Below are 20627 nucleotides of genomic sequence, written 5' to 3' on the forward strand. Positions count from 1 at the left end.
GGTGCCTTCCCCGGCGGCGCGGCGGCCTCACCCGGGCGGCAGCGCCAGGATCTGGCCGGGATAGATTCGGCCCGGATCGCGGATCTGGCCGCGATTGGCCCGGTAGATCACCGTGTATCGCGTACCGCGGCCATAAGTGGAGCGGGCGATGCGCCACAGGCTGTTGCCCGGCTGCACCAGCACTTCGCCTGACTTGGCCGGCCCGGCTTGCGCCTCGCGGTGGAAGGGCAGCTCGCGTCGAGCCGCCACGCCGCCCCCGGCCGCCAGCTGGTCCAGCCGCAGGCTGTGCTGGCCCGGCGAGGGCCCGTGCGCCGGCTGCAGATCCCAGCGCCCGTCGGCGTCGGCCCGCGCATCGCCCGCGTGCTGCTGATCGATGTAGAGCCGCACGGTGCTGCCCGGCGGCGCCGTGCCGGCGAAGCGCAGCGCACCCTCCTCGTCATAGTCCACCACGTCGAGGCCGAGCCGCGCCTGGCGGCCGGCCTCGCCGCCCTGCATCAGCCGTGCCGGCGTCCCCTGCCCCGGCAGCAGCAGCGCCACCGGCGGGGACGGCTCGGCATGGGCGGCCTCCGAGGCCGTGGCGGGTCGCTCCGGCACCACCACCACCACCGCGTCCCCGCCCGGCTGCGGCGTTCCGGCGGCCGAGCGTGCCGAAAGCGACAGGGCGTGGCTGCCGGGTGGCAGCGGATCGCTGGGCAGGATCACCCATTCGCCGCGCGCATCGGCCCGGGTGCGTCCCAGCTCGCGGTCACCGGCGCGCAGCGTCACCTCATCGCCCGGCGCGGCGCGGCCGGCGGCCACGGCATCGCCATGCTGCCCGACGCGGGTGACGTCGAAGGATGGCGCCGTGACCGCGGCGGGCACTGCCGGTTCCGGCGCTGGAAGCGGCGCGAACCCGGGCGCGACGAGCCAGCCGCCGAGGCCCCCGAGCCCGGCCAGCAGTACCCCTCCTGCCATCCAGAACCGCATCGTTGCCATCATGGAATTGTTCAGTAGACCCGCCGGCCCTGGCCCGGCAAGCCTCCGCCGCCGGGGACTTGCGGCACACCCCTGCGCCGACGTCTCATCGGCGGGCGCCGCAACAGCGAGGAATGCCATGCCGAACCCCGCCACCATCCGCATCAAGGTCTGGGATCCCTGGATCCGCATGGTTCACTGGGGGCTGGTGGGCCTGCTCGGCGGGTTGTGGTGGAGCGGCAAGACCGGGCGCTTGGACCTGCACATGACGCTGGGCCATTGCGTGCTGGCGCTGCTGCTGTTCCGCCTGGCCTGGGGCTTCGTCGGCTCCGATACCGCGCGCTTCCGCGCCTTCCTGCGATCGCCGATGGCGGCCTTCGGCCATCTGCGGCACCTGTTCCACCGCGCGCCCGATACCGAGATCGGCCACAACGCCGCCGGCGGCTGGATGGTGCTGGTGCTGCTGCTGGTGCTGCTGACCCAGGCCGTGAGCGGCCTGTTCGCCGACGACCTGATCTTCACCCGCGGGCCGCTGGCCGGCTACGTGTCCGGCAACACCAGCGACTGGGCGACCTGGATCCACCTGCGCAACTTCAACCTGATCCTGGTGCTGGCGGCGCTGCATATCCTGGCGGTGCTGATCTATGCGCTGGGGCGCGGGCAGGATCTGGTGCGGCCCATGGTCACCGGCGTGAAGCGCCTGCCTGCCAGCCTGCCCGTCCGCGCGCCGCGGCTCGGCTCGCCCTTGCTGGCGGTGCTGCTGCTGCTGGCGGCGGGCGCGGCGGTCTGGGGGATTTCCCGCCTCGGCTGAGGCGGAAAGAACACCATTCAGCGGGCGCGGTAGCTGCGGTGGCAGGTGCCGCAGCTCTGGCCCAGCTCGCGGAACGCCGCGGCAGAGGCATCGCCATCGCCGGTCGCGGCCGTGCTGGCCAGCCGTGCGGCCAGTTCGCTGGTCCGCGCGGCGTTGGCCTCGAAGGTGGCGCGCTCCGACCACACCGCCGGCAGCGCCTTGGTATCGCCCTTGTCGCTGCCGGGCGGAAAGCGTGCCGGCAGGGTCCGGAAGAAGCCTTCCATGTCGCGCGCCGAGGCTGCGACGCCGGCGAGATCACCCTTGTTGTCGAGTATCTCCTTGATCGCGCGGCTGTGCTCCCCCATGCGCTTCAGCCCGGCCCGCCGCTCGGCGATGACATCGGCCTGCGCCAGCGCGGGGGTGCCGAGGCTCGGCAGCAGGGCGGTGAAAGTCAGGCCGGCCGCCAGGCACAACGAAAGACGCGACAATGGCATGCTCGAATTCCCTTGCGATGGTCCGGGAGGTTGGCCCCGGAGCATTCTGGCCGCTCTCTGCAGCATTGTGCAGAGTGGAAGCGCGAATTGCGCCGCCAAAGCAAGCACCACCTGCCGCGCGACACCCCTTGCCGAGCCTCGCCGGGGCGGCTATACGCCGCGCCGCACCCGATGCGACGCCCGGCCGGATATGACGGAGCGTAGCTCAGCCTGGTAGAGCACTGTGTTCGGGACGCAGGGGCCGGAGGTTCGAATCCTCTCGCTCCGACCAATGATCCGGCCGGGAGAAAGCCCGCCCGTCATGTCTCCCCGGAGGCAGGACGGGCGGGTTTTCTGCTTTCGGCGAACTCCCTTGCCGTTCCTGTTCCAGATGGCTGTAAGCGCCGGCGAAGCGTCCGGCATGGCAGAGTATCCCGCAGGCAAGGGCAGCGTCTCCGCCAGCATGCCTTGCGGACGGGCAATGATCCCGACGGCCCAGGCCGTGGTGTGGGGGATCCGATGCGATGACGGGCATCCGGACACTGGGTGGAACGCCGGCCCCGGCTGTGACGCTGGCCGGCGAATGGCCCCCGGCCTGGTCGCGGCGCAGACGCCTGGGCAGTACCGGCGTGACCGGGGCGATGACGCCGACCCTGGCCTCGGACGGCCTGGTGGCTTCGAACCCGGCACCCTCGGCATCCCTCTCGCCTGCTCCCGCCGCACCGGTGGCAGGAGCCGCGCTGGACCTCGGCGTCATCTACGACAGCGATCCGGCAATGGCGCGTCGCCCGGGAGCTTCGACTCCATTTATCCGGAGCCGGTGGCGAAAGGCAGCTCCGCGCTGGACAGGATGAAGTTTCTCGGAATGGTCACGGAATCTGCGCTTCGAAAGCCGGTGCCTCGACCTGTCTGGAAGCCGGGCGGCCGCGCCAGGTTCACGACTGAAACGGCCACTTCGGCGCGGTGCGCGAACTGCATGCTGGCGTCACTCTCAGCGTCGGCGAGGACAACACCAGCTTCTTGAAAGGCGATGACTTCGGCGGCACCAAGCTGTTCGAGACGGCGGCGCTGGTCTCCTCAGCCGCACCGTCTGGCGATCCGTCCCCGCTCAGGCCCTTGGGGCACGCGGAGGCGGCGACACCCGCGCCGCCCAGAAGATCAGCCGGCGGATCGGGAACACCCAGACGAAGCCGGCCAGCAAGTAGAACGGCACCTGCACCGCCCAATGCCAACGCTGCACGTGGTCGCCGGCCCAGAGCACCAGGAGCAGGTACAGAAACAGGCCGGTCAGGCCGATCAGGCAGGCGAGCAGGATACGCAAAACAGGCTTCCCCCGTGGCCGGCCCGAAGGCCCACCCCGTGATGGCACCTGCGCCGCGATCCGCCAAGCCCGGCCGGTGGCGCGGCGACGGTTTGCAGCGGCCGACGCAGGCGCCTAGTCTCCGCGCCGCCGGCCCGACCAGGGCCTTCTGCCCGCCCGATCCGATGCGAAAGAGCCCGATGCCCGAGCAAGGCCTGTTCCCCGCCGCCGATGTCGACCTGAAGGAGCATATCCGCGGCATCCCGGATTTTCCCAAACCGGGCATCCTGTTCTACGACATCTCGACGCTGCTGCGGAACGGCCCGGCCTGGAAGGCGGCAATGGCACGGCTGGCCGAGAAGGTGCGCCCATACAACCCGACCCTGCTGGCCGGCATCGAGAGCCGCGGCTTCCTGCTCGCGGCACCGCTGGCGCTGGAGCTCGGCCTGGGCTTCGTGATGCTGCGCAAGCCGCGCAAGCTGCCCGGTGCCACCATCGGCTATGATTACGAGCTGGAATACGGCTCCGACCGGCTGGAGATCCAGGCCGATGCGGTGACCCCCGGTGACAGGGTGGTGGTGCTGGACGATCTGCTGGCCACCGGCGGCACCATGGCCGCCTCCATTGCCTTGCTGCGCAAGGCGGGCGCCGCGGTGCCGGCGGCGGCGGCGATGGTGGAGCTGACCTTTCTCGACGGTCGGCGGCGGCTCGACGTGCCGGTGGAAACCCTGGTCGCCTATGACAGCTAAGCGCCACGCTTTGCCGGGATCGCGGTGCTGAAGCCCCCGCGGCGCAGCCTGCTGCGGCTCGCGGCCACCGGGCTTCTCGGTGGCCGCGCCGCCTCGGCACAGCTGCCCCCGGCCGCGGCGCCGCAGGCGGTTCTGCCGGACAGCGCAACCTTGCTGATGCCGGGCCCGGCAGGCTCCGGCGCCGCGCGCTGGGCCGAGGCGGCCGCCGCCGGGCTGGTACGCGCCCTGCCCCAGGCGGTGGCCCTGCGTGCCACGGTTCTGGGCGGGCCGGACGGTGTCACCGCCGCCAACCGCTTCGCCACGCTGCAGGCGGGCGACGGCCGCACCCTGCTGGTGCTGCCCGGCTTGGCCGCGCATCTGCGGCTGGTGGGTGAAAGCCGCGCCCAGTTCGCGCCCGAAGGCTGGCTGCCGATCTGCGTGTCCTGGCAGGGTGCGGTGCTGGCCGGGCGCGGCCTTTGGCCGCGCAGCCGGGGGGAAACGCTGCGCCTCGCGCTTCCGGCCCCGGAAGCCCCGGAAACCGCGGCACTGTTGGCGCTGGACCTGATGGGGATCGAGGCGCAGCCGGTCTTCGCCGCCGCGGCGCAGCCGCCCGAGGATCTGGTGGCGAGGGGTCTGGCCGATGCGGTGGTGATCGGCGCGCCGGCACCTTTGCCGGCCGCGGCGGCGCTGGGGCTCGTCCCCTGGATCGAACTGGAAACGCCCGGCCGCCGCGACCTGCCGCAACTGCCCTCCACCGCCGCCGTGCCCGGCGCCGCACCCCGGCTGGAGGCGATGCAAGCCGGCTTCGCAGCGCTGCGGCTCCGCGCCGCGCTGATGCTGCCGGAGTTGACGCCGGCCGACACCGTGGCCGCCTGGCGCCGCGCCGCGATCCGCTGGCAGGAGGAGGAAGCGCGGCAGCCCTCCGATGCGGTCGCGACCCTGGTGGGCGCGGAAGCGCGGGCCACGGTGGCGCCGCTGTTTCCCGCGCCGCCGGCCATGCTCGCCTACCGGGAATGGCTGCTGCGGCGACTGTCCTGGCGTCCGGCCTGACCGCTGGTTGACCCCTCCTCGTGAACCCCGGCTCAGTGCCAGACGGCCAGCCCGGAAAGAACCTGGCCGTTCACGGTGATCAGGAAGTCAAGATCCGGCGCGGGGCCGTTGACTTCCTTCAGCACGTTCCGCGCCAGGCTCGCGAGTTCGCGGCGCAGCGGTGGCGGCAGTGCGGAAGCCGGATCCGCGCTGGCCAGCAGCACCGCATCCCACAACAGCCCGGTGGTCAGGATGGCAGCGGCCCGTGCCGCGTGGCCGCCGCGGCGCGCTTCCTCCAGCAAGGCCACGGCTTGGCGGAATGCCGCGGCCTCGGCTCCGCGCAGGCCTGAGCGAGACTCGGCGCGAGCAGGTGATGAAAGGCTCATCGGCCGGGCTCCGCCGCCGAAGCGGCACCCGGCGGCGCGTCCTCATGCTGCATCAGCCGGCGTGCCAGCTTCAGCGCCTGGTAGCATTCGTCGCGCTCGGCCGCGATGATGGCCGAATCCAGCAGCTCCTGGACCTGTGGCGAGGCGGCCGCATCCCGGGCGGCCAGGGCGATGTCGCGGGCGATCTCCAGGGCGTGCTCACGCTCCTCGTCACGGCCGACATAGGCGGTCTGCAACGCGAAATAGAACCGGCGCGCCGGGGTGTTGGCGGCAGCCGCCTCCATGATCTGCTTGCCAAACAGGAAGCGGGCGCGGCTGGTCAGCTCAACCCGGGCACGGTTGCGGAAGCGCAGCGGGGCGCCATTGACGACCAGCAGGTCGCCCTGGCGGAGTTCAAGCACGAGCGTGGACATGGTCGGGCGCTCTCGGAACGCGACGGCCATTCTGCCGGTCAGCTGTGGCGGGGATGGGGTGGCAAGGCGGCGAAACGGGGGCGCCGGCGCCGCGGGGCAGGTCTTGGCCGGTTACGTCATGTCCTGACAGGCTCCTGGGCGATGCGGCGGCAGCGGCGCAGCCTTCCCCCAGCGGGAAAGCAGTGCATCCGGGTCGCTTCGCAACGCCTCGGGTCTAATCTGCGCGGCCAAAGCTTAACGATTGCTCAAGCGCCGGTGGCTCGGTCCTTGCGCAACAGCATCAGCTGACCGGGCACGGGCGCGTCGTGCTCCCGGCGCAGCACCACCTCGGCCTCAGCCACCAGGTGAAAGCCCTGCCGCGCGGCCAGCGAGCGCAGCAGCGCGGGATCGTGGCGGAAGCGCAGGCCCGGCCCCAGGGCATATCCGTCCGCCACGCCGCGCTCGACGCTGAAGGCGGCCAAGCCACCCGGGCGCAGCGCCGCCGCCATGCCGCCCAGCGCCGGCGCCAGATCGCCCAGGTAGTTCAGCACATCGGCAGCGGCCAACAGGTCCCACGCTTCCGGATGGCGCGGCAGGAAATCCAGCAGATCGGCCTCGTGCAGCGCATCGTAGCAGCCAACGCGCCGCGCTTCTGCCAGCATGCGCGGCGACAGGTCCAGTCCTTCCAGCCGGCCGGCGAAGGGCCGCAGCGCCCGGCCGGACAGGCCGGTGCCGCAGCCAAGGTCCAGCACGGCCAGCCGCCCTTCCGCCGGAACGCCGTGCTGCCGCAGCAGCTCCGCCAGCAGGCCGGGGGTCCGGTAGCCGAGCCGGCCCGCCAGCTCCTGCTCGAATCGCGGCGCGTATTGATCAAACAATTCGCGCACATAGGCGGCGGGCGCGCGCTCCGGCGCAGGCCCCTGCCCCAGCGCGGCCAGCAGGAAGCGGGCCTGCGCGGCCAGCTCGGCGGCCAGCCCGGGCTGTTCCAGGGCGCGGCCCGCGGCGGCGGCGGCCTCATCCAGCCGCTCGGCCTCGCGCGCGGCATGCGCCAGGGCGAGCCAGGCCTCGGCGGCGAACGGTGCCAGCGCCACCGCTTGGCGCAGCGGCGCCAGCGCGGCGCCCGGCTGTCCCAGCGCGCACAGGGCCTGACCCAGGTTGCGCAGCGACATCGCATCCTCCGGCCGCCGCGCCAGCGCCGCGCGCAGCGTCCGCACCGCTTCCGGCAATTGCCCGGCCTCGGCCAGGGTGCCGCCCAGCGCCGCCAGGAACACCGGCGCGTCCGGCGCCACCGCCACCGCGCGGCGGATCAGCCGCAGCGCCTGCGGCAGGTCGCCCTGCTGGCGGAACACCAGCCCCAGAAGGTTCAGCGCATCGGCGTGGCGCGGCTCGCGCGCCAAAAGACGGCGATACCGCGCGGCGGCGGCGGCCAGTTCCCCGGCGCGATGCAGCGCCACCGCTTCCTGCAGCAGGGCGGCCGCCGGATCGGGCGGACGCGGCGGGGCCATGCCGCCGGCCGTCAGAACAGCCCGTCGATGCGGCCGGCGGCGTCGAGGCCGATGCCCTCGGCCGCTGGCCGCCGCGGCAGGCCGGGCATGGTCATGATGTCGCCGGCGATCGCCACCACGAAGCCGGCTCCGGCCGAGAGCCGCACCTCGCGCAGCGGCAGCACGTGCCCTTCCGGGGCGCCGAGCAGGGTGGGATCGGCCGAGAAGGAATATTGCGTCTTGGCGATGCACACCGGAACGTGGCCAAAGCCCTGTTCCTCGAATCGCCGCAGCTTCGCGGCCACCGGCGGCGGAATGGCGACGGCGGAGGCATGGTAGATCTCGCGCGCCACCGTCTCGATCTTGCCCGCCAGCGACATGTGGTCGTTGTACAGCGTCTCGAAGCGCGCGGCCCGGCCGGCCACCAGGCCCTGCACGGCGCGGGCCAGGTCGGCGGCGCCGGCCGCGCCATCGCCCCAATGGGTGCACAGGACCGCCTCGGTGCCGAGCTTCGCCATCGCCTCGCGCACGGCGGCGATCTCCGCCTCGGTGTCGCCGGTAAAGCGGTTCAGCGCCACCACCACGGGCAGGCCAAATTTCTGCATGTTCTGCACGTGCCGGGCGAGGTTGGCGATGCCGCGCCTCACCGCCGGCACATCCTCGGCGCCGAGGGCCGATTTCGCCACGCCGCCATGCATCTTCAACGCCCGCACCGTGGCCACCACCACGCAGGCGGCCGGCGACAGGCCGGCAGAGCGGCACTTGATGTCGAGAAACTTCTCCGCGCCGAGGTCGGCGCCGAAGCCTGCCTCCGTCACCACCACGTCGGCCAGCTTCAGCGCCAGCCGGGTGGCCATTACGCTGTTGCAGCCATGCGCGATGTTGGCGAAGGGACCGCCATGCACCAGGGCGGGGGAGCCGGCCAGCGTCTGCACCAGGTTGGGCGCGAAGGCATCGCGCAGCAGCGCGGCCATGGCGCCATCGGCCTTCAGGTCATGCGCCGTGACGTTCCGCCCGTCCCGCGTCTGGCCGACGATGATGCGCCCGAGCCGCGCCCGCAGATCGTCGAGGTCGCGCGCTAGGCAGAACACCGCCATCACCTCGGACGCCACGGTGATGTCGAAGCCGTCCTCCCGCGGGAAGCCGTTCGGCACGCCGCCCAGCGCCACGTTGGTGGAGCGCAGCGCGCGGTCGTTCATGTCCACCGCCCGGCGCCAGGCGATGCGGCGCGCATCGAGCCCCAGCTCGTTGCCCCAGTACAGATGATTGTCGATCATCGCCGCCAGCAGGTTGTTGGCAGCAGTGATGGCGTGGAAATCGCCGGTGAAGTGGAGGTTGATCTCCTCCATCGGCACCACCTGCGCGTAGCCGCCGCCCGTGGCGCCGCCCTTCACGCCGAAGCAGGGCCCGAGCGAGGGTTCGCGCAGCGCGATCATGGTGCGGGTGCCGAGGCTGTTCAGCGCATCGCCGAGGCCGATGGTGGTGGTGGTCTTGCCCTCCCCTGCCGCCGTCGGGCTGATGCCGGTGACCAGCACCAGCGCGCCATCCGGCCGATCCCGCTGGCCTTCCACGAAGTCGAGGCCGAGCTTGGCCTTGTAGCGGCCATAGGGCTCCAGCGCGGTGTCGGGGATGCCGGCACGGGCGGCGATCTCGGCGATCGGCAGCAGCGTGGCGGCGCGGGCAATGTCGAGGTCGGTCGCCATGGTGAGGCCTTGCGCGAGGGGGAGCGGAGCCGCAGGGCTTAAACAAGGCGTTCCGGAACGGCAAGGCGGCAGCGGCGGCACCGCCGCCCGGCGGGCCGCCCGAGGCCGCCGGACGTTGCGGTTCTGCAGCGCCGAGAACGTTTACAAGACTGGGTCATCGCCCTATCGGAGCCCGCCTCTTCCGCCGCCGGCCCCGTTGCCGCGCGGCAATCCCCGCCACCGGCCCCAGGCCATTCCCTGAGGGAGCCGCATGCTGACGCTTCTCGCCTATCTCCTGGTCGTGGTGTTCATGACCCTGATCATGACGGGCCGCCTTCCCGCTCTGCTCGCGCTGATCCTGGTACCCACCGCCTTTGCCATTCTTGCCGGCTTCGGCGGCACAATGGGCGGCATGATGCTGGACGGCATCCGCAATCTGGCATCGACCGGCGTGATGCTGTGCTTCGCCATCCTGTATTTCGGCATCATGATCGATGCCGGGCTGTTCGATCCGGTGGCGCGGCTGGTGCTGCGCTTCGTCAGGGGTAACCCGGTGCGAATCGTGATCGGCACCGCCGTGCTCGCCATGATCGTGTCGCTGGATGGCGACAGCGCCACCAGCTACCTTATCACCACTACGGCGATGCTGCCGCTCTACAACCGGCTGAACATGAATCCGCTGATCGCCGCCTGCGTGATCATGCTGGCCGCCGGTAACACCAACCTGACCCCCTGGGGCGGGCCGACGGCGCGCGCCGCCTCGGCGCTGCACCTGGATCCCAACGCGCTGTTCGTGCCACTGGTGCCGTCCATGATCGCCTGCGCCCTGAGCACGATCGCCATCGCCTACATCCTGGGCCGGCGGGAGCGGGCACGGATCGGCGTTGCCAGCCTGAGCCGGTTGGACGATGTGCCGGCCCCGGCGGGCGGCGTGGTCGACACCGAGGCGCCGCACCCGCCCGAACGCCGGCCTCGGCTGATCTGGGTGAACCTGGCGCTGACGGCGGCGTTGATGGCGTCCCTGCTCGCCGGGCTGCTGCCGCTGCCGGCGCTGTTTATGATCGCCTTCGCCATCGCCATGATGATCAACTATCCGACCATCGAGCAGCAGAAGGAGCGCATCGCCCACAACGCGCCCAACGTACTGCAGGTGATCGCGCTGATCTTCGCCGCCGGGATCTTCACCGGCATCCTGTCCGGCACCGGCATGGTAGAGGCGATGGCGCGGAGCGTGCTGGCGGTCATCCCCGATTCGGCGGGCCGGTTCCTTCCGCTGATCACCGCCCTGGTCAGCATTCCCTTCACCTTCTTCATCTCCAACGACGCCTTCTACTTCGGCATTCTGCCGGTGCTGGCGCAGGCCGGTGCCGCCTTCGGCATCGCGCCCGAGGCGATTGGCCGCGCCTCGCTGGTCGGGCAGCAGGTCCATCTGCTGAGTCCGCTGGTGGCCTCCACCTACCTGCTGGTGGGGCTGTGCAACGTCGATTTCGGCGCGCACCAACGCTTCACCCTGCCTTGGTCCATGGGCGGTGGTGATGCTGGGCGTTTCGGCGCTGTTGGGGGCGATCCCGGTGTTCTGAAGCACGGGGCGGTAGCAGGCGGCCGCCTTTCCGTGCCACGTTGTCGGACAACAACGATCGCACCGGGAGACCCGTTCGCATGCATCGCCGCACCTTGCTCAAGAGCGCCGCCGTCGCGCCGCTCGCCAGTTCCGTCCTGATCGCCGGCGCCCATGCGCAGGGCGGTGGCCAGGCTGCCTGGCCGAACCGGCCGGTCACCATCCTGGTGCCTTTCGTCGCCGGCGGCCCTTCCGACATCGTCGCCCGCGCCATTGCCAACCGCATGAGCCAGGTGATCGGCCAGCCGGTGGTGGCGGAGAACCGCGCCGGTGCCAATGGCGAGGTCGCCGGCCGCGCCCTGGCCCGGGCCGAGCCGGACGGGCACACGCTGCTGGTGGGCTCGATCGGCGTGTTCGCCATCAACGCGGCACTGCGCCCTGATCTCGGCTACGACCCGGTAAAGGAGTTCGCACCGGTGACGCTGGCCGTCACCACGCCGAACGTGCTGGTGGTGAACCCCGACAAGGTGCCGGTCAGGACCACTGCCGAGCTGGTGCAATGGCTGAAATCCAACGGCGGCAAGGCGTCCTACTCCACCAGCGGCGTCGGCTCCTCCGACCAGATGACCACCGAGCTGTTCAAGCAGCGCACCGGCACCGACGTGGCGCACGTGCCCTATCGCGGCGGCGCCGCGGCGGCGACCGACCTGATCGCCGGCAACGTCCAGATGTCGTTCCAGAACCTGCCCACCGTATCGGGCCACATCCAGGGCGGCCGCCTGCGGGCGCTGATGGTGACCGACAGCAAGCGCCATCCCACCCTGCCCGACGTGCCCACGGCCGCCGAGGCCGGGCTCGAGGATTTCGTGGTCACCTCCTGGCAGGCGGTGATGGCACCCGCCGGGCTGCCGCAGCCGCTCCTGGCGAAGCTGAGTGGCGCCGTGACGGAGGCGCTGCGCCACCCGGAGGTGCGGCCGCAACTGGAACGGATCGGCTTTGACGTGGTGGCGAACAGCCCGGACGAATATGGTGCCTTCCAGCGCGCCGAGATTGCCCGCTGGCGGGAAGTGATTCAGCGCGCCGGCATCAAGGCCGAATAAGCCGGGCGGCACCGGTTGCAGACCGGTGCCAGTCCCTGGCCATATGGACCGGACCGCGGACCATCGGGCGGGATGGCGCCGCCGCCGCTCCCCCGCATCAGACACCGGTTCAGTCGCCGCCCGATCCCGGCACGGCACGCAGGACGCGCCAAGCCCCATTCCGCCAGCCGAGTTCCAGCCGCAGTTCCGGCAGGGAAGCGGCCTGCAGCAGCAGGTCGGCCTGTCCCCAGCGATCCGGCCGCAGGCTCCACCGGACATAGGGGGCCGGCAATGCGGGATTTCGCGGCGCTGTGGCAATCTGTCGCAGCGCCACCGTGCGGCGGAGCGCTGCCGGATCGGCCCAGCCTTCCGCCAGCGCCGCCTCCAAGCCCTGGAGATAGGGACCGCTGGTGGATGGCCAGGAGGTTTCCGGAGCCGGCAGGCTGTTGGACCATTCCAGCCGGTGCGCCACATCCTGCCACCCGCCCAGCCGCAGGGTTGCCAGCAGCGGCTGGGCCGTGCCGGCCAGCAGAACCGCGGCACACAGCAGAGGGCCCACCAGCAGCCATCGCAGCCCCCGCCGTGTCGCCCGCGGCTGCGCGGCCTCGGCGTCTTGCATGAACGGTTCGGACGCCGCAAAGCGGGAGTCGAACTCCGCCCAGGCCTCGTCCCACGAATCAACCGGGCGGCTACCGGACACCGGCATCTCGTCCGTCCCGGTCGGGCAATCTCTGCAACATGAACGGTGCACCCTGGTCTTCTCTTTAATGAGACTACCAGGACAACGCCTGAAAAACCGTTAAGCTGCATATCAGAACATAGAAACGTCTCAGACGTTGCGCGCGAGGCTTCGTTCCAGCGATGCCAGCGCATCCGCCAGCGCGGCATTCATGCCGGAAGCCAACACTTCCGGCGGCAGGTCGTCGCCGGCCGGCAGCGGCGCGCGGCCCTGGACACTGAATTGCCGCAACGGGCGCATCTCGGCACCCTGCTGCTGCCGCAGCACCAGCACCGACAGCCCGGCGCGCGCTTCCCGCCGGCCGAGATCCGCCAGCAGCACCGTTAGCTCGCTTTCCAGCACCAGATCAGCCGTGGCCCGGCTGCCCGGCGTGATCACCGCGGAGAATCGTCCGGAATCGGTGATCCAGCGGCGCAGGGCTTCTTCGGCCAACTCGGCCGGCGGGGCCGTCCATTCGGCATAGAAGGCAAGCGCTTCCGTGCCGTCGGGCCGAAGGCTGCGCAGCCCGCGGCTGTCCATGCCAGGGGCCGCGCGCATCAGCCGCACCAGCAACACGCGTCGGGCCGGTCCACTGGCCGGCGCGCCGGGCCGCACCGGCAGCAGCGGAAAGCGTTTCGGTTCCACATAGTCGTAGGACGGCAGCACCGAGCAGGCAGCCAGGGGGATGGCCAGGGTAGGCATGGCCAGCAACAGGGATCGGCGTCGCATCATCTCTCCGGCTTGCGCGTGATCGGGTTTCAGCGGCTGGGCGGCGGCGCGCCGAACAGCACCTGGCCTGGCGCCCGGCGCAGGGTTTCGGTGGTGTCGCGCAGGTTGCTCACCGTGGCGCGCAGGTCGCGCAGCAGCGGCCCCAGTTCGGCATTGGTGTCCTGGGTGGTGTTGCGGGCCGAACGTGCCGTCTGCTCCAGCGCGGTGATCACCGCCGGCAGGCGCTGCAGGCTTTGCCGCAGCTCGTCGGCCGCCGCGGAGGCAGAGGCCAGGGCGGACCGGGTGTTGGGCCCGCCTACCAGGGTGCGCAATTCGGCGGTGACGCCGCGCAGCTCGGTCACCAGGGCCGGCAGGTCGGAGCCCTCCAGGATCTGGCGCAGCGCCGCAATGGTCGCCGCCGCTTCCGACAGGGTGCGGGCGACGTCGCCATCCTCCACCTGCGCCTTCACCAATCCGACGATGTCGGTGACGCCGGTCAGCAGCTCCTCCAGCGGCACCTGCTGGATGCGGTTCAGGATCGCCTCGGCCGCGTTCTGCACCTGCGCCACGGTGGAGGGGATCGAGGGGATCACCGCGTAGCGCGGGGTCCAGGGATATTCGCCGCCGGCAGCGAAGCGGTTCGGATTGACGAAATCCAGCTCGATATAGGCGAGGCCGGTGATGCCCTGGCTCGACAACCGGGCGCGCAGGCCGCGCTGCACGGCGACCTCGGCCGCATCCGTGTTGTCGACGGTGGCGCGCTCCGGATCGATGGCCAGGCGCACCAGCACCAGTTGAAAGGCTTCCAGCGCGTCGTTGCGGCTGCCCGGCGGGTATTCGGCATTGACCAGCCCGATCTGGCTGACCTGGCCGATCTGCACGCCGCGGTAGCGCACCGGCGCGCCGACCTCCAGGCCGGTCACGCTTTCCGCCAGATAGGTTTCAAAGGTCAGGCTCTGGCTACGCAGCCCGCCGCCCGTCAGAAACAACAGGAAGCCGACGGACAGCGCCGCGCCGGCCAGGATCAGCGCGCCGACGCGGATATAGAGGCTGCGGGACGTGGCCATGGTGATTATGCCGCCTCCCGGCGGAAAAAGGCGCGCACGGTGGGGTGCGCCGCGTGGTCGCGCAGCTGGCGCGGGTCGCCCTCGGCGATGATCCCCTGCGCCTGCTTGTCCAGCATGATGCAGCGGTCGCCGATCGCCAGGATGCTCTGCAGCTCATGCGTCACGACGACGAAGGTGGTGCCGAGGTCGCGCGCGAGGTCCTGGATCAGCCGGTCGAGCCCGGCCGAGGTGATCGGATCGAGCCCGGCGGAGGGTTCGTCGAGGAACAGCAGCGCCGGGTCGAGCGCCATGGCGCGGGCGATGCCCGCCCGCTTGGCCATGCCGCCGGAAATCTCCGCCGGCAGCCGGTCGGCCGCTTCCGACAGCCCGACCAGGCCGAGCTTGAGGCGCGCCACCTCCTCCCTGGCCGCGGGCGGCAGGCGGGTGTGCTCCTGCAAGGGCAGCATGACGTTCTCCAGCAGCGTCATGGAGCCGAACAGCGCGCCCGATTGCCACATCACGCCAAGACGGGTGAGCAGGTCGCGCCGCGTGTCGCCGCCGGCGCCGAGCAGGTCCTCGCCCAGGATGCGGATGCGCCCGGCGCTGGGCGCGTGCAGTCCGATCAACAGTTTCAGCAGGGTGGATTTGCCGCAGCCGGAGCCGCCCAGGATCACGAACACCTCGCCGCGCCCGACTTCGAAGCTCACGTCGTGGAACAGGGTGTTGGCGCCGAAGGCCATGGCCAGGCCGTCCACCTGCACCACCGGGTCGGCCACCGCGGCACGGTGGAGGTCGGGGCTTCCGTCCATCACCAGCCCAGCCGGAAGAACAAGATGGCGAACAGCCCGTCCAGGATCACGGTGGACACGATGCCGCCCACCACGGCGGAGGTGGCGGCATCGCCCACCGCGCGCGGCCCGCGCCCGGCCAGCAGCCCGGCGCGGCAGCCGATGCCGGCGATGACGATGCCAAAGAACACCGACTTGCCGAGCCCGCCGAGCAGGCTGCCCAGCGTCAGCCACTGTTCCAGCTGCGTCACCACGAGCGGCGTCGGGAAGCCCAGCGCCAGCATCACCCCGGTCATGCCGAGCAGCCCCGAAAGATTCATCAGCAGCGCCAGCACCGGCATCACCAGCGCCGCCGCCAGCAGGCGTGGCAACACCAGCATGGCCACCGGCTCGACGCCCATGATGCGCAGCGCGTCCACCTCCTCGTTCACCGTCATGGTGCCAAGCTCGGCGGCATAGGCCGAGCCGGTGCGGCCCGACAGGATCACGGCGGCGATCAGCGGCCCCAGCTCGCGGATCAGCGAGATGCCGACCAGCGGCGGGATGTAGATCTCCGCCCCGAACATCCGCATCGGGATGGAGGACTGGAAGGCCAGGATCACGCCGATCAGCGTGCCCAGCAGCACCGTCAGCGGAAAGGCGCGCAGCCCCGCCTCATCCAGGTGGCGCAGCAGGTCGGCCAGCCGCAGCCGCCGCGGATGGCCCAGCACGGCGGCGCCCATGGCGGCCGTCTCGCCCAGAAAGGCGATGCCGGCGCGCAGGCTCCGCAGCCCCGCCACGCCCCAGGCGCCAATGCGGCCCACCACCGGCAGCGGCGCCGCCGCCGGGCGCGGGCGCGGCGCCGCCAGGGCGGCACGGGCGCGCTCCAGCACCGCCGCCACCGCTTGGCTTGCCCCTTCCACCACAGCATCGTCCAGCGCGGCCGCGCTCAGCACCAGGGTGGCGCCGGTGGTGTCCAGGGCGGATACCGGCGACAGGTCGATGCGCCGGGCACCCTGCGCGGCGCGCAGCGCCTCGGTCCAGATGCGCGGCACCTGCCGCGTGGTCATCATGCCGCTGAAGCGCAGCAGGTCGCCCTGCCGCTCGAACGCCGCGGGCGTTGTCGCGGCGGGGGGATCGCGCAGAATGGTCTGGTTCATCGGCCAGCCGTGGCCAGGACGGCCGCCGCGGCCTGCTCGCCGCTGGCCCAGGCGCCGCCCACCGTGGCGGCGAAGCGGGGGTGGCAGGCCTCGCCGGCGAAGCTCAGCCGCCCCTCGCCGAGCGACCGCGCCAGGATGCGGCGCGCCTCGGCCCGCCCGGGACGGGCATGGGAATAGGCGCCGAGCGACCAGGGATCATTGCCCCAGTCGCTGGCCAGCGCCGGCTCGCGCCGCAGGGCGCGCGCGGCGCGCGGGCCGTAGGCCAGGGAAAGCTCGGCGAAGGCGTGCTCCAGCAGGGCGGCCGGCGCCTTGTCCGGCCCGAGGCGGGACAGCGCCCAGGCAGCCTCGCCGCCGATGAAGCCCATCATATGGTCCCGCGCGAAGGGCCAGGCGACAAAGGTCATCGCCGCCTCCTCCTCGCGCTGCACGCGTCGTTCCAGCCCGGCAAAGGGCGGCAGGCCCAGCCGGTCCAGCCCGGCGGCACGCAGCCCGACCTTGTTCAAGAGGCCGAGCGGCAGGTCATGGATCGCCTGCGCCGTGTCCGCCGGCAGTTCCGGTGCGAAGCGGATGGCACCGGCCGCCAGCACGGCGGTGGGCGCGGTGACGATGGCGGCGCGGGCCGCGATGCGGCCGAACGGGCCTTCCGCCACGACGCCGCCCGCTTCCTGCCAAGCGAGCCGCTGCACCGCCGCCCCGTAGGCGATCGGCAATCCGGCGGCCAGCCGGGTCAGCAACCCGCCGATCCCCTCCGGCAGCAGGAGGTTGGGCCCGCCCAGCTGGGTGTCGAGAAAATCGCGCAGGTCCATGGCGGCGAGCGGCGCGGCGCAGATCACCGGCCCCTCCCGATGCGCCACCGTGGCGTCCCACTCCCCGCCGCGCGGCGCGTAATCGGCCGCCGTGGCATCGGGCGGCGCGGTGCCACGGGCGGCCGCCAGGCGCGGGTGGAAGGCGGCATAGGTGGCGTCATATTCCGCCATCTCGGCGCCGCCGGCCGGGCGGCTGCCGATGTAACAGCGATGGCTGCGCACCGTGTCATGGTCGAAGCCGCCTTTGGCCAGGGCGGCGAGGCCATTCTGTTCCGCCTGGTGCAGCCAGGTGGCGCCGTAGTCGAACGGGCTGCCGAGCGTGTCCGGATCGGTCCAGGCGCGGCCACCCGGCCGGTTGCGCGCTTCCAGCACCTGCACGCTGCGGCCGGCGGCCAGCACGGCGCGGGCGGCGGCGAGGCCGGCAGCGCCGGCCCCCACCACCAGGACGTCCGTGTCGCTCACCGGTTCTCCCGGGGGCGGCTGGCCCAGGGGCGGCTCCGCAACCTGTCGAGGCCCAGGCGCCCCTGGCCGAGTTCCACCGCATCGGCCACGTCGTTCGGCACCACCCGCTTGCCCACCGGGAACAGCGAGGCGGCGGCCAGCTTCAGGTGCGCCCAGGCGAAGGGCAGGCCGATAATGGTCACGGCGCAGGCCGCCGCCGCGGTCAGGTGGGTCAGGCACAGCCAGATGCCGGCCAGCACGAACCACAGCACGTTGGCCACCGTCCCGAGCGGACCGGTGCCGACGGACGGCGCGCCGGTCAGCTCCTCCAGCGACACCAGGCGGCGACCGAAGGGCATGAAGCTGTAGCCTGCCAGCATCAGGCAGGCGCGCGCCCAGGGCAGCCCGATCACGGTCAGCGCCATGATGGCCGCGGCCAGCAGCCAGAACAGCGCCGGGATGAAGCCCAGCCCCGGCACGTTCCACAAGATGTTCAGCAGCAACGCCACGCCATCGCTCCTTTCGGCCCAGCCCATGCAGCACTACCACCGGAGGAACACCGTTGGGCAAAAAACACCCAAGAGGACCTGCCGGAACCGACATACACGAGAAACTGCCGAGATGCGCCCTTCCGGCGCGGATACAACCCTTGCGGGGGGAAGGCGAGCCATGACGCTGGCGCGGGAGGGTGACAGTTTTGCTCAACCGGCTCATGTTGCGGCCGTGCTGCAGCGTGGAGAAGCTCGGATGTCGGAGGTCAAGGATCGCGGTGGTGTGGCGATGAAGCCGCATTCCTCGCATTGGGGTGCCTTCCGGGCCGGCTGGCGCGGCGAGGAGCTGGTGGTGGAGCCGCATCCGGCCGATCCCGATCCCTCCCCGATCCTGCAGAACTTTCCAAAGGCGCTGCGCCACCGCGCCCGTATCGCGACGCCCATGGTGCGCAAAGGCTGGCTGGAGCGCGGTCCCGGCCCCGACCGGATGCGCGGCCGGGACGAGTTCGTCGCGGTGTCGTGGGACAAGGCGCTGGACCTGCTGGCCGGCGAGCTGGCCAGGGTGCGTGACGCGCATGGGCCGGGCGCGGTGTTCGGCGGCTCCTATGGCTGGTCCTCGGCGGGGCGCTTCCACCATGCGCAGAGCCAGGTGCACCGGTTCCTGAACACGGTGCTCGGCGGCTATGTGCGCTCGGTCAATTCCTACAGCGCCGGGGCATCCAACGTCATTCTGCCGCATGTGATCGGGCCGATGGACTCGGTGGCCAAGCGCAACGTCACCTGGGAACAGGTGGTGCAGCACACCCGGCTGTGCCTGTCCTTCGGCGGCATGGCCGTGAAGAACAGCGCCGTGGCCTCGGGCGGCGTGTCGAAGCATGTGGAGCGGCCCTCGATGAAGGCCGCGGCCGAGCGCGGCTGCCGGTTCGTGCTGATCGGCCCGCTGCGCGACGACCTGCCGGAGGAGGCGCGTGCCGAGTGGCTGCAGATCCAGCCGGGCACCGACACGGCACTGATGCTCGGCATGGCGCACACCCTGGTCACGGAAGGCCTGCACGACACCGGTTTCCTGGCCAGGTTCTGCGTCGGCTATCAGCGCTTCGAGCCCTACCTGCTCGGCCGCACCGACGGGCAGCCCAAGGATGCCGCCTGGGCCGCCGCCATCTGCGGCATCCCGGCGGACACCATCGCGCAGCTGGCGCGGGACGCGGCCGGGACGCGCACGCTGATCTCCATGGCGCATTCCCTGCAACGGGCCGAGCATGGCGAGCAACCGGTGTGGATGGCGGTGGTGCTGGCCGCCATGCTGGGCCAGCACGGCCTGCCGGGCGGCGGCTTCAACTATGCCCTCGGCTCCATCGCACATTACGGCAAGCGCAACGCGGCGGTGCCGATCGGCTCCCTGCCGCAGGGCCGCAACACGGTTGCCGACTTCATCCCGGTGGCGCGCATCTCCGACCTTCTGCTGAATCCGGGCGGCACCTATGACTACAACGGCCAGCAGCGGCGCTACGCCGAGATCCGGCTGGTCTACTGGGCCGGCGGCAACCCGTTCCACCACCACCAGGACCTCAACCGCCTGCGCCGGGCCTTCGCCGCCGTGGACACGCTGGTGGTGCACGAGACCGCCTGGACCGCCACGGCGCGCCACGCCGACATCGTGCTGCCCTGCACCATGACGCTGGAGCGGGAGGATATCGGCGGCTCGCCGCAGGACGACCTGCTGATCGCGATGCACCGCCTGGCCGAGCCCTATGGCCTGGCGCGCGATGATCACTCCATCTTCGCCGACCTCGCCGCCCGGCTCGGCAAGGAGCAGGCCTTCACCGAGGGCCGTGACGCGCGGGGATGGCTGCGCCACCTTTATGAGAAGACCCGTGCCGCCATCGCCGCGCGCGGCGAGCCGACCCTCTCCTTCGAGGAGTTCTGGGAAGCCGGCGAGCTGAAGCTGCCGATGGACGAGGATGACGGGGGCATCGTGCGCGCCTTCCGCGACGACCCGGACGGCCAGCCCCTGCCGACGCCATCCGGCAAGATCGAGATCTTCTCCGACACCATCGACGGCTTCGGCTATCCCGACTGCCCGGGCCACCCCACCTTCATCCCCTATGGCGACGTGCCGGGCAGCGGGGCGCCGCTCTGGCTGGTGGCCAACCAGCCGGCGACCCGTCTGCACAGCCAGCTCGATTTCGGCGGCACCAGCGAGGCCTCCAAGCGGCGCGGGCGCGAGGTGATGCGCATCCACCCGCAGGATGCGGCGGCGCGCGGCATCGCGGAGGGCGACATCGTGCGGATGTTCAATCAGCGCGGCGCCTGCCTCGCCGCCGCCTCCCTGTCGGAGGCGCTGATGCCCGGCGTGGTGCAGCTTTCCACCGGCGCCTGGTACGACCCGGAGGACCCGGCGGACGACAAGCCGCTCTGCGTGCACGGCAATCCCAACGTGCTGACGCGCGATGCCGGCACCTCGCGGCTGGCGCAGGGCTGCATCGGGCAGCTGACCACGCTGGAAGTCGAGAAATTCACCGGCAACCTGCCGCCGGTGCGGGCCTGGGACCCGCCGGAGGGCTGAGCCGTCCGGGGGCGGACGGACGCAATCCTGTTGTTCTTTCCGCCCCCATCTCCTTACGCTTCTGTTTCGTCA

21 protein-coding genes and 1 tRNA gene are annotated in these 20627 nt (G+C 71.6%); 7 read left to right on the forward strand and 15 right to left on the reverse strand.

Features of this window, described 5'->3' with window-relative positions; genetic code table 11:
* Positions 1 to 27: 27 nt before the first annotated feature.
* Positions 28 to 966, reverse strand: a complete 939-nt coding sequence (locus D2K64_RS08200) for a LysM peptidoglycan-binding domain-containing protein (RefSeq protein WP_120007748.1) — start codon at positions 964 to 966, stop codon at positions 28 to 30.
* Positions 967 to 1093: 127 nt separating this feature from the next.
* On the opposite strand from D2K64_RS08200, the gene D2K64_RS08205 reads away from it, so the two are divergent.
* On the forward strand, positions 1094 to 1765 hold the full coding sequence (locus D2K64_RS08205; protein WP_120007749.1) for a cytochrome b/b6 domain-containing protein: 672 nt from the start codon (positions 1094 to 1096) through the stop codon (positions 1763 to 1765).
* Between the two features lie 17 nt (positions 1766 to 1782).
* Here the strand turns inward: D2K64_RS08205 and D2K64_RS08210 are convergent, their stop codons facing one another.
* Positions 1783 to 2238, reverse strand: a complete 456-nt coding sequence (locus D2K64_RS08210) for a c-type cytochrome (protein ID WP_157985767.1) — start codon at positions 2236 to 2238, stop codon at positions 1783 to 1785.
* A gap of 194 nt (positions 2239 to 2432) precedes the next feature.
* Here D2K64_RS08210 and D2K64_RS08215 point away from each other — a divergent pair.
* Positions 2433 to 2509, forward strand: a tRNA-Pro gene (locus D2K64_RS08215).
* Between the two features lie 515 nt (positions 2510 to 3024).
* Here D2K64_RS08215 and D2K64_RS24305 read toward each other — a convergent pair.
* Positions 3025 to 3195 carry a hypothetical protein gene (locus D2K64_RS24305; protein ID WP_157985768.1) on the reverse strand — a complete coding sequence of 57 codons (171 nt, stop codon included), beginning with the start codon at positions 3193 to 3195 and terminating at the stop codon, positions 3025 to 3027.
* Between the two features lie 130 nt (positions 3196 to 3325).
* A complete protein-coding gene (locus D2K64_RS08220) occupies positions 3326 to 3538 on the reverse strand; it encodes a DUF2842 domain-containing protein (RefSeq protein WP_120007751.1) in 213 nt (70 codons plus the stop codon).
* A gap of 179 nt (positions 3539 to 3717) precedes the next feature.
* On the opposite strand from D2K64_RS08220, the gene D2K64_RS08225 reads away from it, so the two are divergent.
* Both D2K64_RS08225 and D2K64_RS08230 read left to right on the forward strand, forming a co-directional pair.
* A complete protein-coding gene (locus D2K64_RS08225; RefSeq protein ID WP_120007752.1) occupies positions 3718 to 4266 on the forward strand; it encodes an adenine phosphoribosyltransferase in 549 nt (182 codons plus the stop codon).
* Positions 4267 to 4290: 24 nt separating this feature from the next.
* Positions 4291 to 5295 (forward strand): hypothetical protein, encoded by a 1005-nt coding sequence (locus D2K64_RS08230; protein ID WP_120007753.1) that lies wholly within the window; start codon positions 4291 to 4293, stop codon positions 5293 to 5295.
* A 32-nt stretch (positions 5296 to 5327) separates the two neighbouring features.
* On the opposite strand, the gene D2K64_RS08235 is transcribed toward D2K64_RS08230, so the two are convergent.
* The 4 genes from D2K64_RS08235 to D2K64_RS08250 form a co-directional block, all read right to left on the reverse strand.
* A complete protein-coding gene (locus tag D2K64_RS08235) occupies positions 5328 to 5660 on the reverse strand; it encodes a flagellar biosynthesis regulator FlaF (RefSeq protein WP_120007754.1) in 333 nt (110 codons plus the stop codon).
* A complete protein-coding gene (locus D2K64_RS08240) occupies positions 5657 to 6073 on the reverse strand; it encodes a flagellar biosynthesis repressor FlbT (RefSeq protein ID WP_120007755.1) in 417 nt (138 codons plus the stop codon). The genes D2K64_RS08235 and D2K64_RS08240 overlap by 4 nt, the downstream gene beginning before the upstream one ends.
* 245 nt (positions 6074 to 6318) lie before the next feature.
* Positions 6319 to 7554, reverse strand: coding sequence for a tetratricopeptide repeat protein (locus D2K64_RS08245; RefSeq protein ID WP_120007756.1), 1236 nt, complete (start codon positions 7552 to 7554; stop codon positions 6319 to 6321).
* An 11-nt stretch (positions 7555 to 7565) separates the two neighbouring features.
* Complete coding sequence (locus D2K64_RS08250; protein WP_120007757.1) at positions 7566 to 9236, reverse strand: formate--tetrahydrofolate ligase; 1671 nt, start codon at positions 9234 to 9236, stop codon at positions 7566 to 7568.
* A gap of 250 nt (positions 9237 to 9486) precedes the next feature.
* Between D2K64_RS08250 and D2K64_RS08255 the strand changes: the two genes are divergently transcribed.
* Positions 9487 to 10935: a CitMHS family transporter gene (locus D2K64_RS08255; protein ID WP_274379295.1), complete on the forward strand. Its 1449-nt coding sequence runs from the start codon at positions 9487 to 9489 to the stop codon at positions 10933 to 10935.
* A complete protein-coding gene (locus tag D2K64_RS08260) occupies positions 10875 to 11873 on the forward strand; it encodes a Bug family tripartite tricarboxylate transporter substrate binding protein (protein WP_120007758.1) in 999 nt (332 codons plus the stop codon). The genes D2K64_RS08255 and D2K64_RS08260 overlap by 61 nt, the downstream gene beginning before the upstream one ends.
* 109 nt (positions 11874 to 11982) lie before the next feature.
* Here the strand turns inward: D2K64_RS08260 and D2K64_RS08265 are convergent, their stop codons facing one another.
* The 7 genes from D2K64_RS08265 to D2K64_RS24915 all read right to left on the reverse strand — a co-directional run bounded on the left by D2K64_RS08265 (position 11983) and on the right by D2K64_RS24915 (position 18007).
* Positions 11983 to 12558 (reverse strand): hypothetical protein, encoded by a 576-nt coding sequence (locus D2K64_RS08265; protein ID WP_120007759.1) that lies wholly within the window; start codon positions 12556 to 12558, stop codon positions 11983 to 11985.
* 123 nt (positions 12559 to 12681) lie between these two features.
* Complete coding sequence (locus D2K64_RS08270; protein ID WP_157985769.1) at positions 12682 to 13299, reverse strand: ABC-type transport auxiliary lipoprotein family protein; 618 nt, start codon at positions 13297 to 13299, stop codon at positions 12682 to 12684.
* A gap of 29 nt (positions 13300 to 13328) precedes the next feature.
* Positions 13329 to 14345, reverse strand: coding sequence for an MlaD family protein (locus tag D2K64_RS08275; protein WP_120007761.1), 1017 nt, complete (start codon positions 14343 to 14345; stop codon positions 13329 to 13331).
* Between the two features lie 5 nt (positions 14346 to 14350).
* A complete protein-coding gene (locus D2K64_RS08280; protein WP_120007762.1) occupies positions 14351 to 15133 on the reverse strand; it encodes an ABC transporter ATP-binding protein in 783 nt (260 codons plus the stop codon).
* Entirely contained in the window at positions 15133 to 16251 is a 1119-nt protein-coding gene (locus D2K64_RS08285) for an ABC transporter permease (protein ID WP_120007763.1), read from the reverse strand. The genes D2K64_RS08280 and D2K64_RS08285 overlap by 1 nt, the downstream gene beginning before the upstream one ends.
* Positions 16248 to 17519, reverse strand: coding sequence for a flavin monoamine oxidase family protein (locus D2K64_RS08290; protein WP_238384084.1), 1272 nt, complete (start codon positions 17517 to 17519; stop codon positions 16248 to 16250). The genes D2K64_RS08285 and D2K64_RS08290 overlap by 4 nt, the downstream gene beginning before the upstream one ends.
* Entirely contained in the window at positions 17516 to 18007 is a 492-nt protein-coding gene (locus D2K64_RS24915; protein ID WP_238384085.1) for a YccF domain-containing protein, read from the reverse strand. The genes D2K64_RS08290 and D2K64_RS24915 overlap by 4 nt, the downstream gene beginning before the upstream one ends.
* Before the next feature lie 238 nt (positions 18008 to 18245).
* Between D2K64_RS24915 and D2K64_RS08295 the strand changes: the two genes are divergently transcribed.
* Positions 18246 to 20555 carry a molybdopterin guanine dinucleotide-containing S/N-oxide reductase gene (locus D2K64_RS08295; RefSeq protein WP_120007765.1) on the forward strand — a complete coding sequence of 770 codons (2310 nt, stop codon included), beginning with the start codon at positions 18246 to 18248 and terminating at the stop codon, positions 20553 to 20555.
* Positions 20556 to 20627: the final 72 nt, after the last annotated feature.

This window comes from Teichococcus vastitatis, assembly GCF_003604215.1.
Taxonomy (GTDB): domain Bacteria; phylum Pseudomonadota; class Alphaproteobacteria; order Acetobacterales; family Acetobacteraceae; genus Pseudoroseomonas; species Pseudoroseomonas vastitatis.

Bases quoted from the DNA above. Each gene is read 5' to 3' on its own strand.
- D2K64_RS08225 (WP_120007752.1), top strand. From the start codon at position 3,718: ATGCCCGAGCAAGGCCTGTTCCCCGCCGCCGATGTCGACCTGAAGGAG.
- D2K64_RS08270 (WP_157985769.1), bottom strand. From the start codon at position 13,299: ATGCGACGCCGATCCCTGTTGCTGGCCATGCCTACCCTGGCCATCCCC.
- D2K64_RS08240 (WP_120007755.1), bottom strand. From the start codon at position 6,073: ATGTCCACGCTCGTGCTTGAACTCCGCCAGGGCGACCTGCTGGTCGTC.
- D2K64_RS08275 (WP_120007761.1), bottom strand. From the start codon at position 14,345: ATGGCCACGTCCCGCAGCCTCTATATCCGCGTCGGCGCGCTGATCCTG.
- D2K64_RS08250 (WP_120007757.1), bottom strand. From the start codon at position 9,236: ATGGCGACCGACCTCGACATTGCCCGCGCCGCCACGCTGCTGCCGATC.
- D2K64_RS08210 (WP_157985767.1), bottom strand. From the start codon at position 2,238: ATGCCATTGTCGCGTCTTTCGTTGTGCCTGGCGGCCGGCCTGACTTTC.
- D2K64_RS24305 (WP_157985768.1), bottom strand. From the start codon at position 3,195: ATGCAGTTCGCGCACCGCGCCGAAGTGGCCGTTTCAGTCGTGAACCTG.
- D2K64_RS08260 (WP_120007758.1), top strand. From the start codon at position 10,875: ATGCATCGCCGCACCTTGCTCAAGAGCGCCGCCGTCGCGCCGCTCGCC.
- D2K64_RS08255 (WP_274379295.1), top strand. From the start codon at position 9,487: ATGCTGACGCTTCTCGCCTATCTCCTGGTCGTGGTGTTCATGACCCTG.
- D2K64_RS08265 (WP_120007759.1), bottom strand. From the start codon at position 12,558: ATGCCGGTGTCCGGTAGCCGCCCGGTTGATTCGTGGGACGAGGCCTGG.
- D2K64_RS08245 (WP_120007756.1), bottom strand. From the start codon at position 7,554: ATGGCCCCGCCGCGTCCGCCCGATCCGGCGGCCGCCCTGCTGCAGGAA.
- D2K64_RS08295 (WP_120007765.1), top strand. From the start codon at position 18,246: ATGTCGGAGGTCAAGGATCGCGGTGGTGTGGCGATGAAGCCGCATTCC.
- D2K64_RS08200 (WP_120007748.1), bottom strand. From the start codon at position 966: ATGCGGTTCTGGATGGCAGGAGGGGTACTGCTGGCCGGGCTCGGGGGC.
- D2K64_RS08205 (WP_120007749.1), top strand. From the start codon at position 1,094: ATGCCGAACCCCGCCACCATCCGCATCAAGGTCTGGGATCCCTGGATC.
- D2K64_RS08280 (WP_120007762.1), bottom strand. From the start codon at position 15,133: ATGGACGGAAGCCCCGACCTCCACCGTGCCGCGGTGGCCGACCCGGTG.
- D2K64_RS08285 (WP_120007763.1), bottom strand. From the start codon at position 16,251: ATGAACCAGACCATTCTGCGCGATCCCCCCGCCGCGACAACGCCCGCG.
- D2K64_RS08235 (WP_120007754.1), bottom strand. From the start codon at position 5,660: ATGAGCCTTTCATCACCTGCTCGCGCCGAGTCTCGCTCAGGCCTGCGC.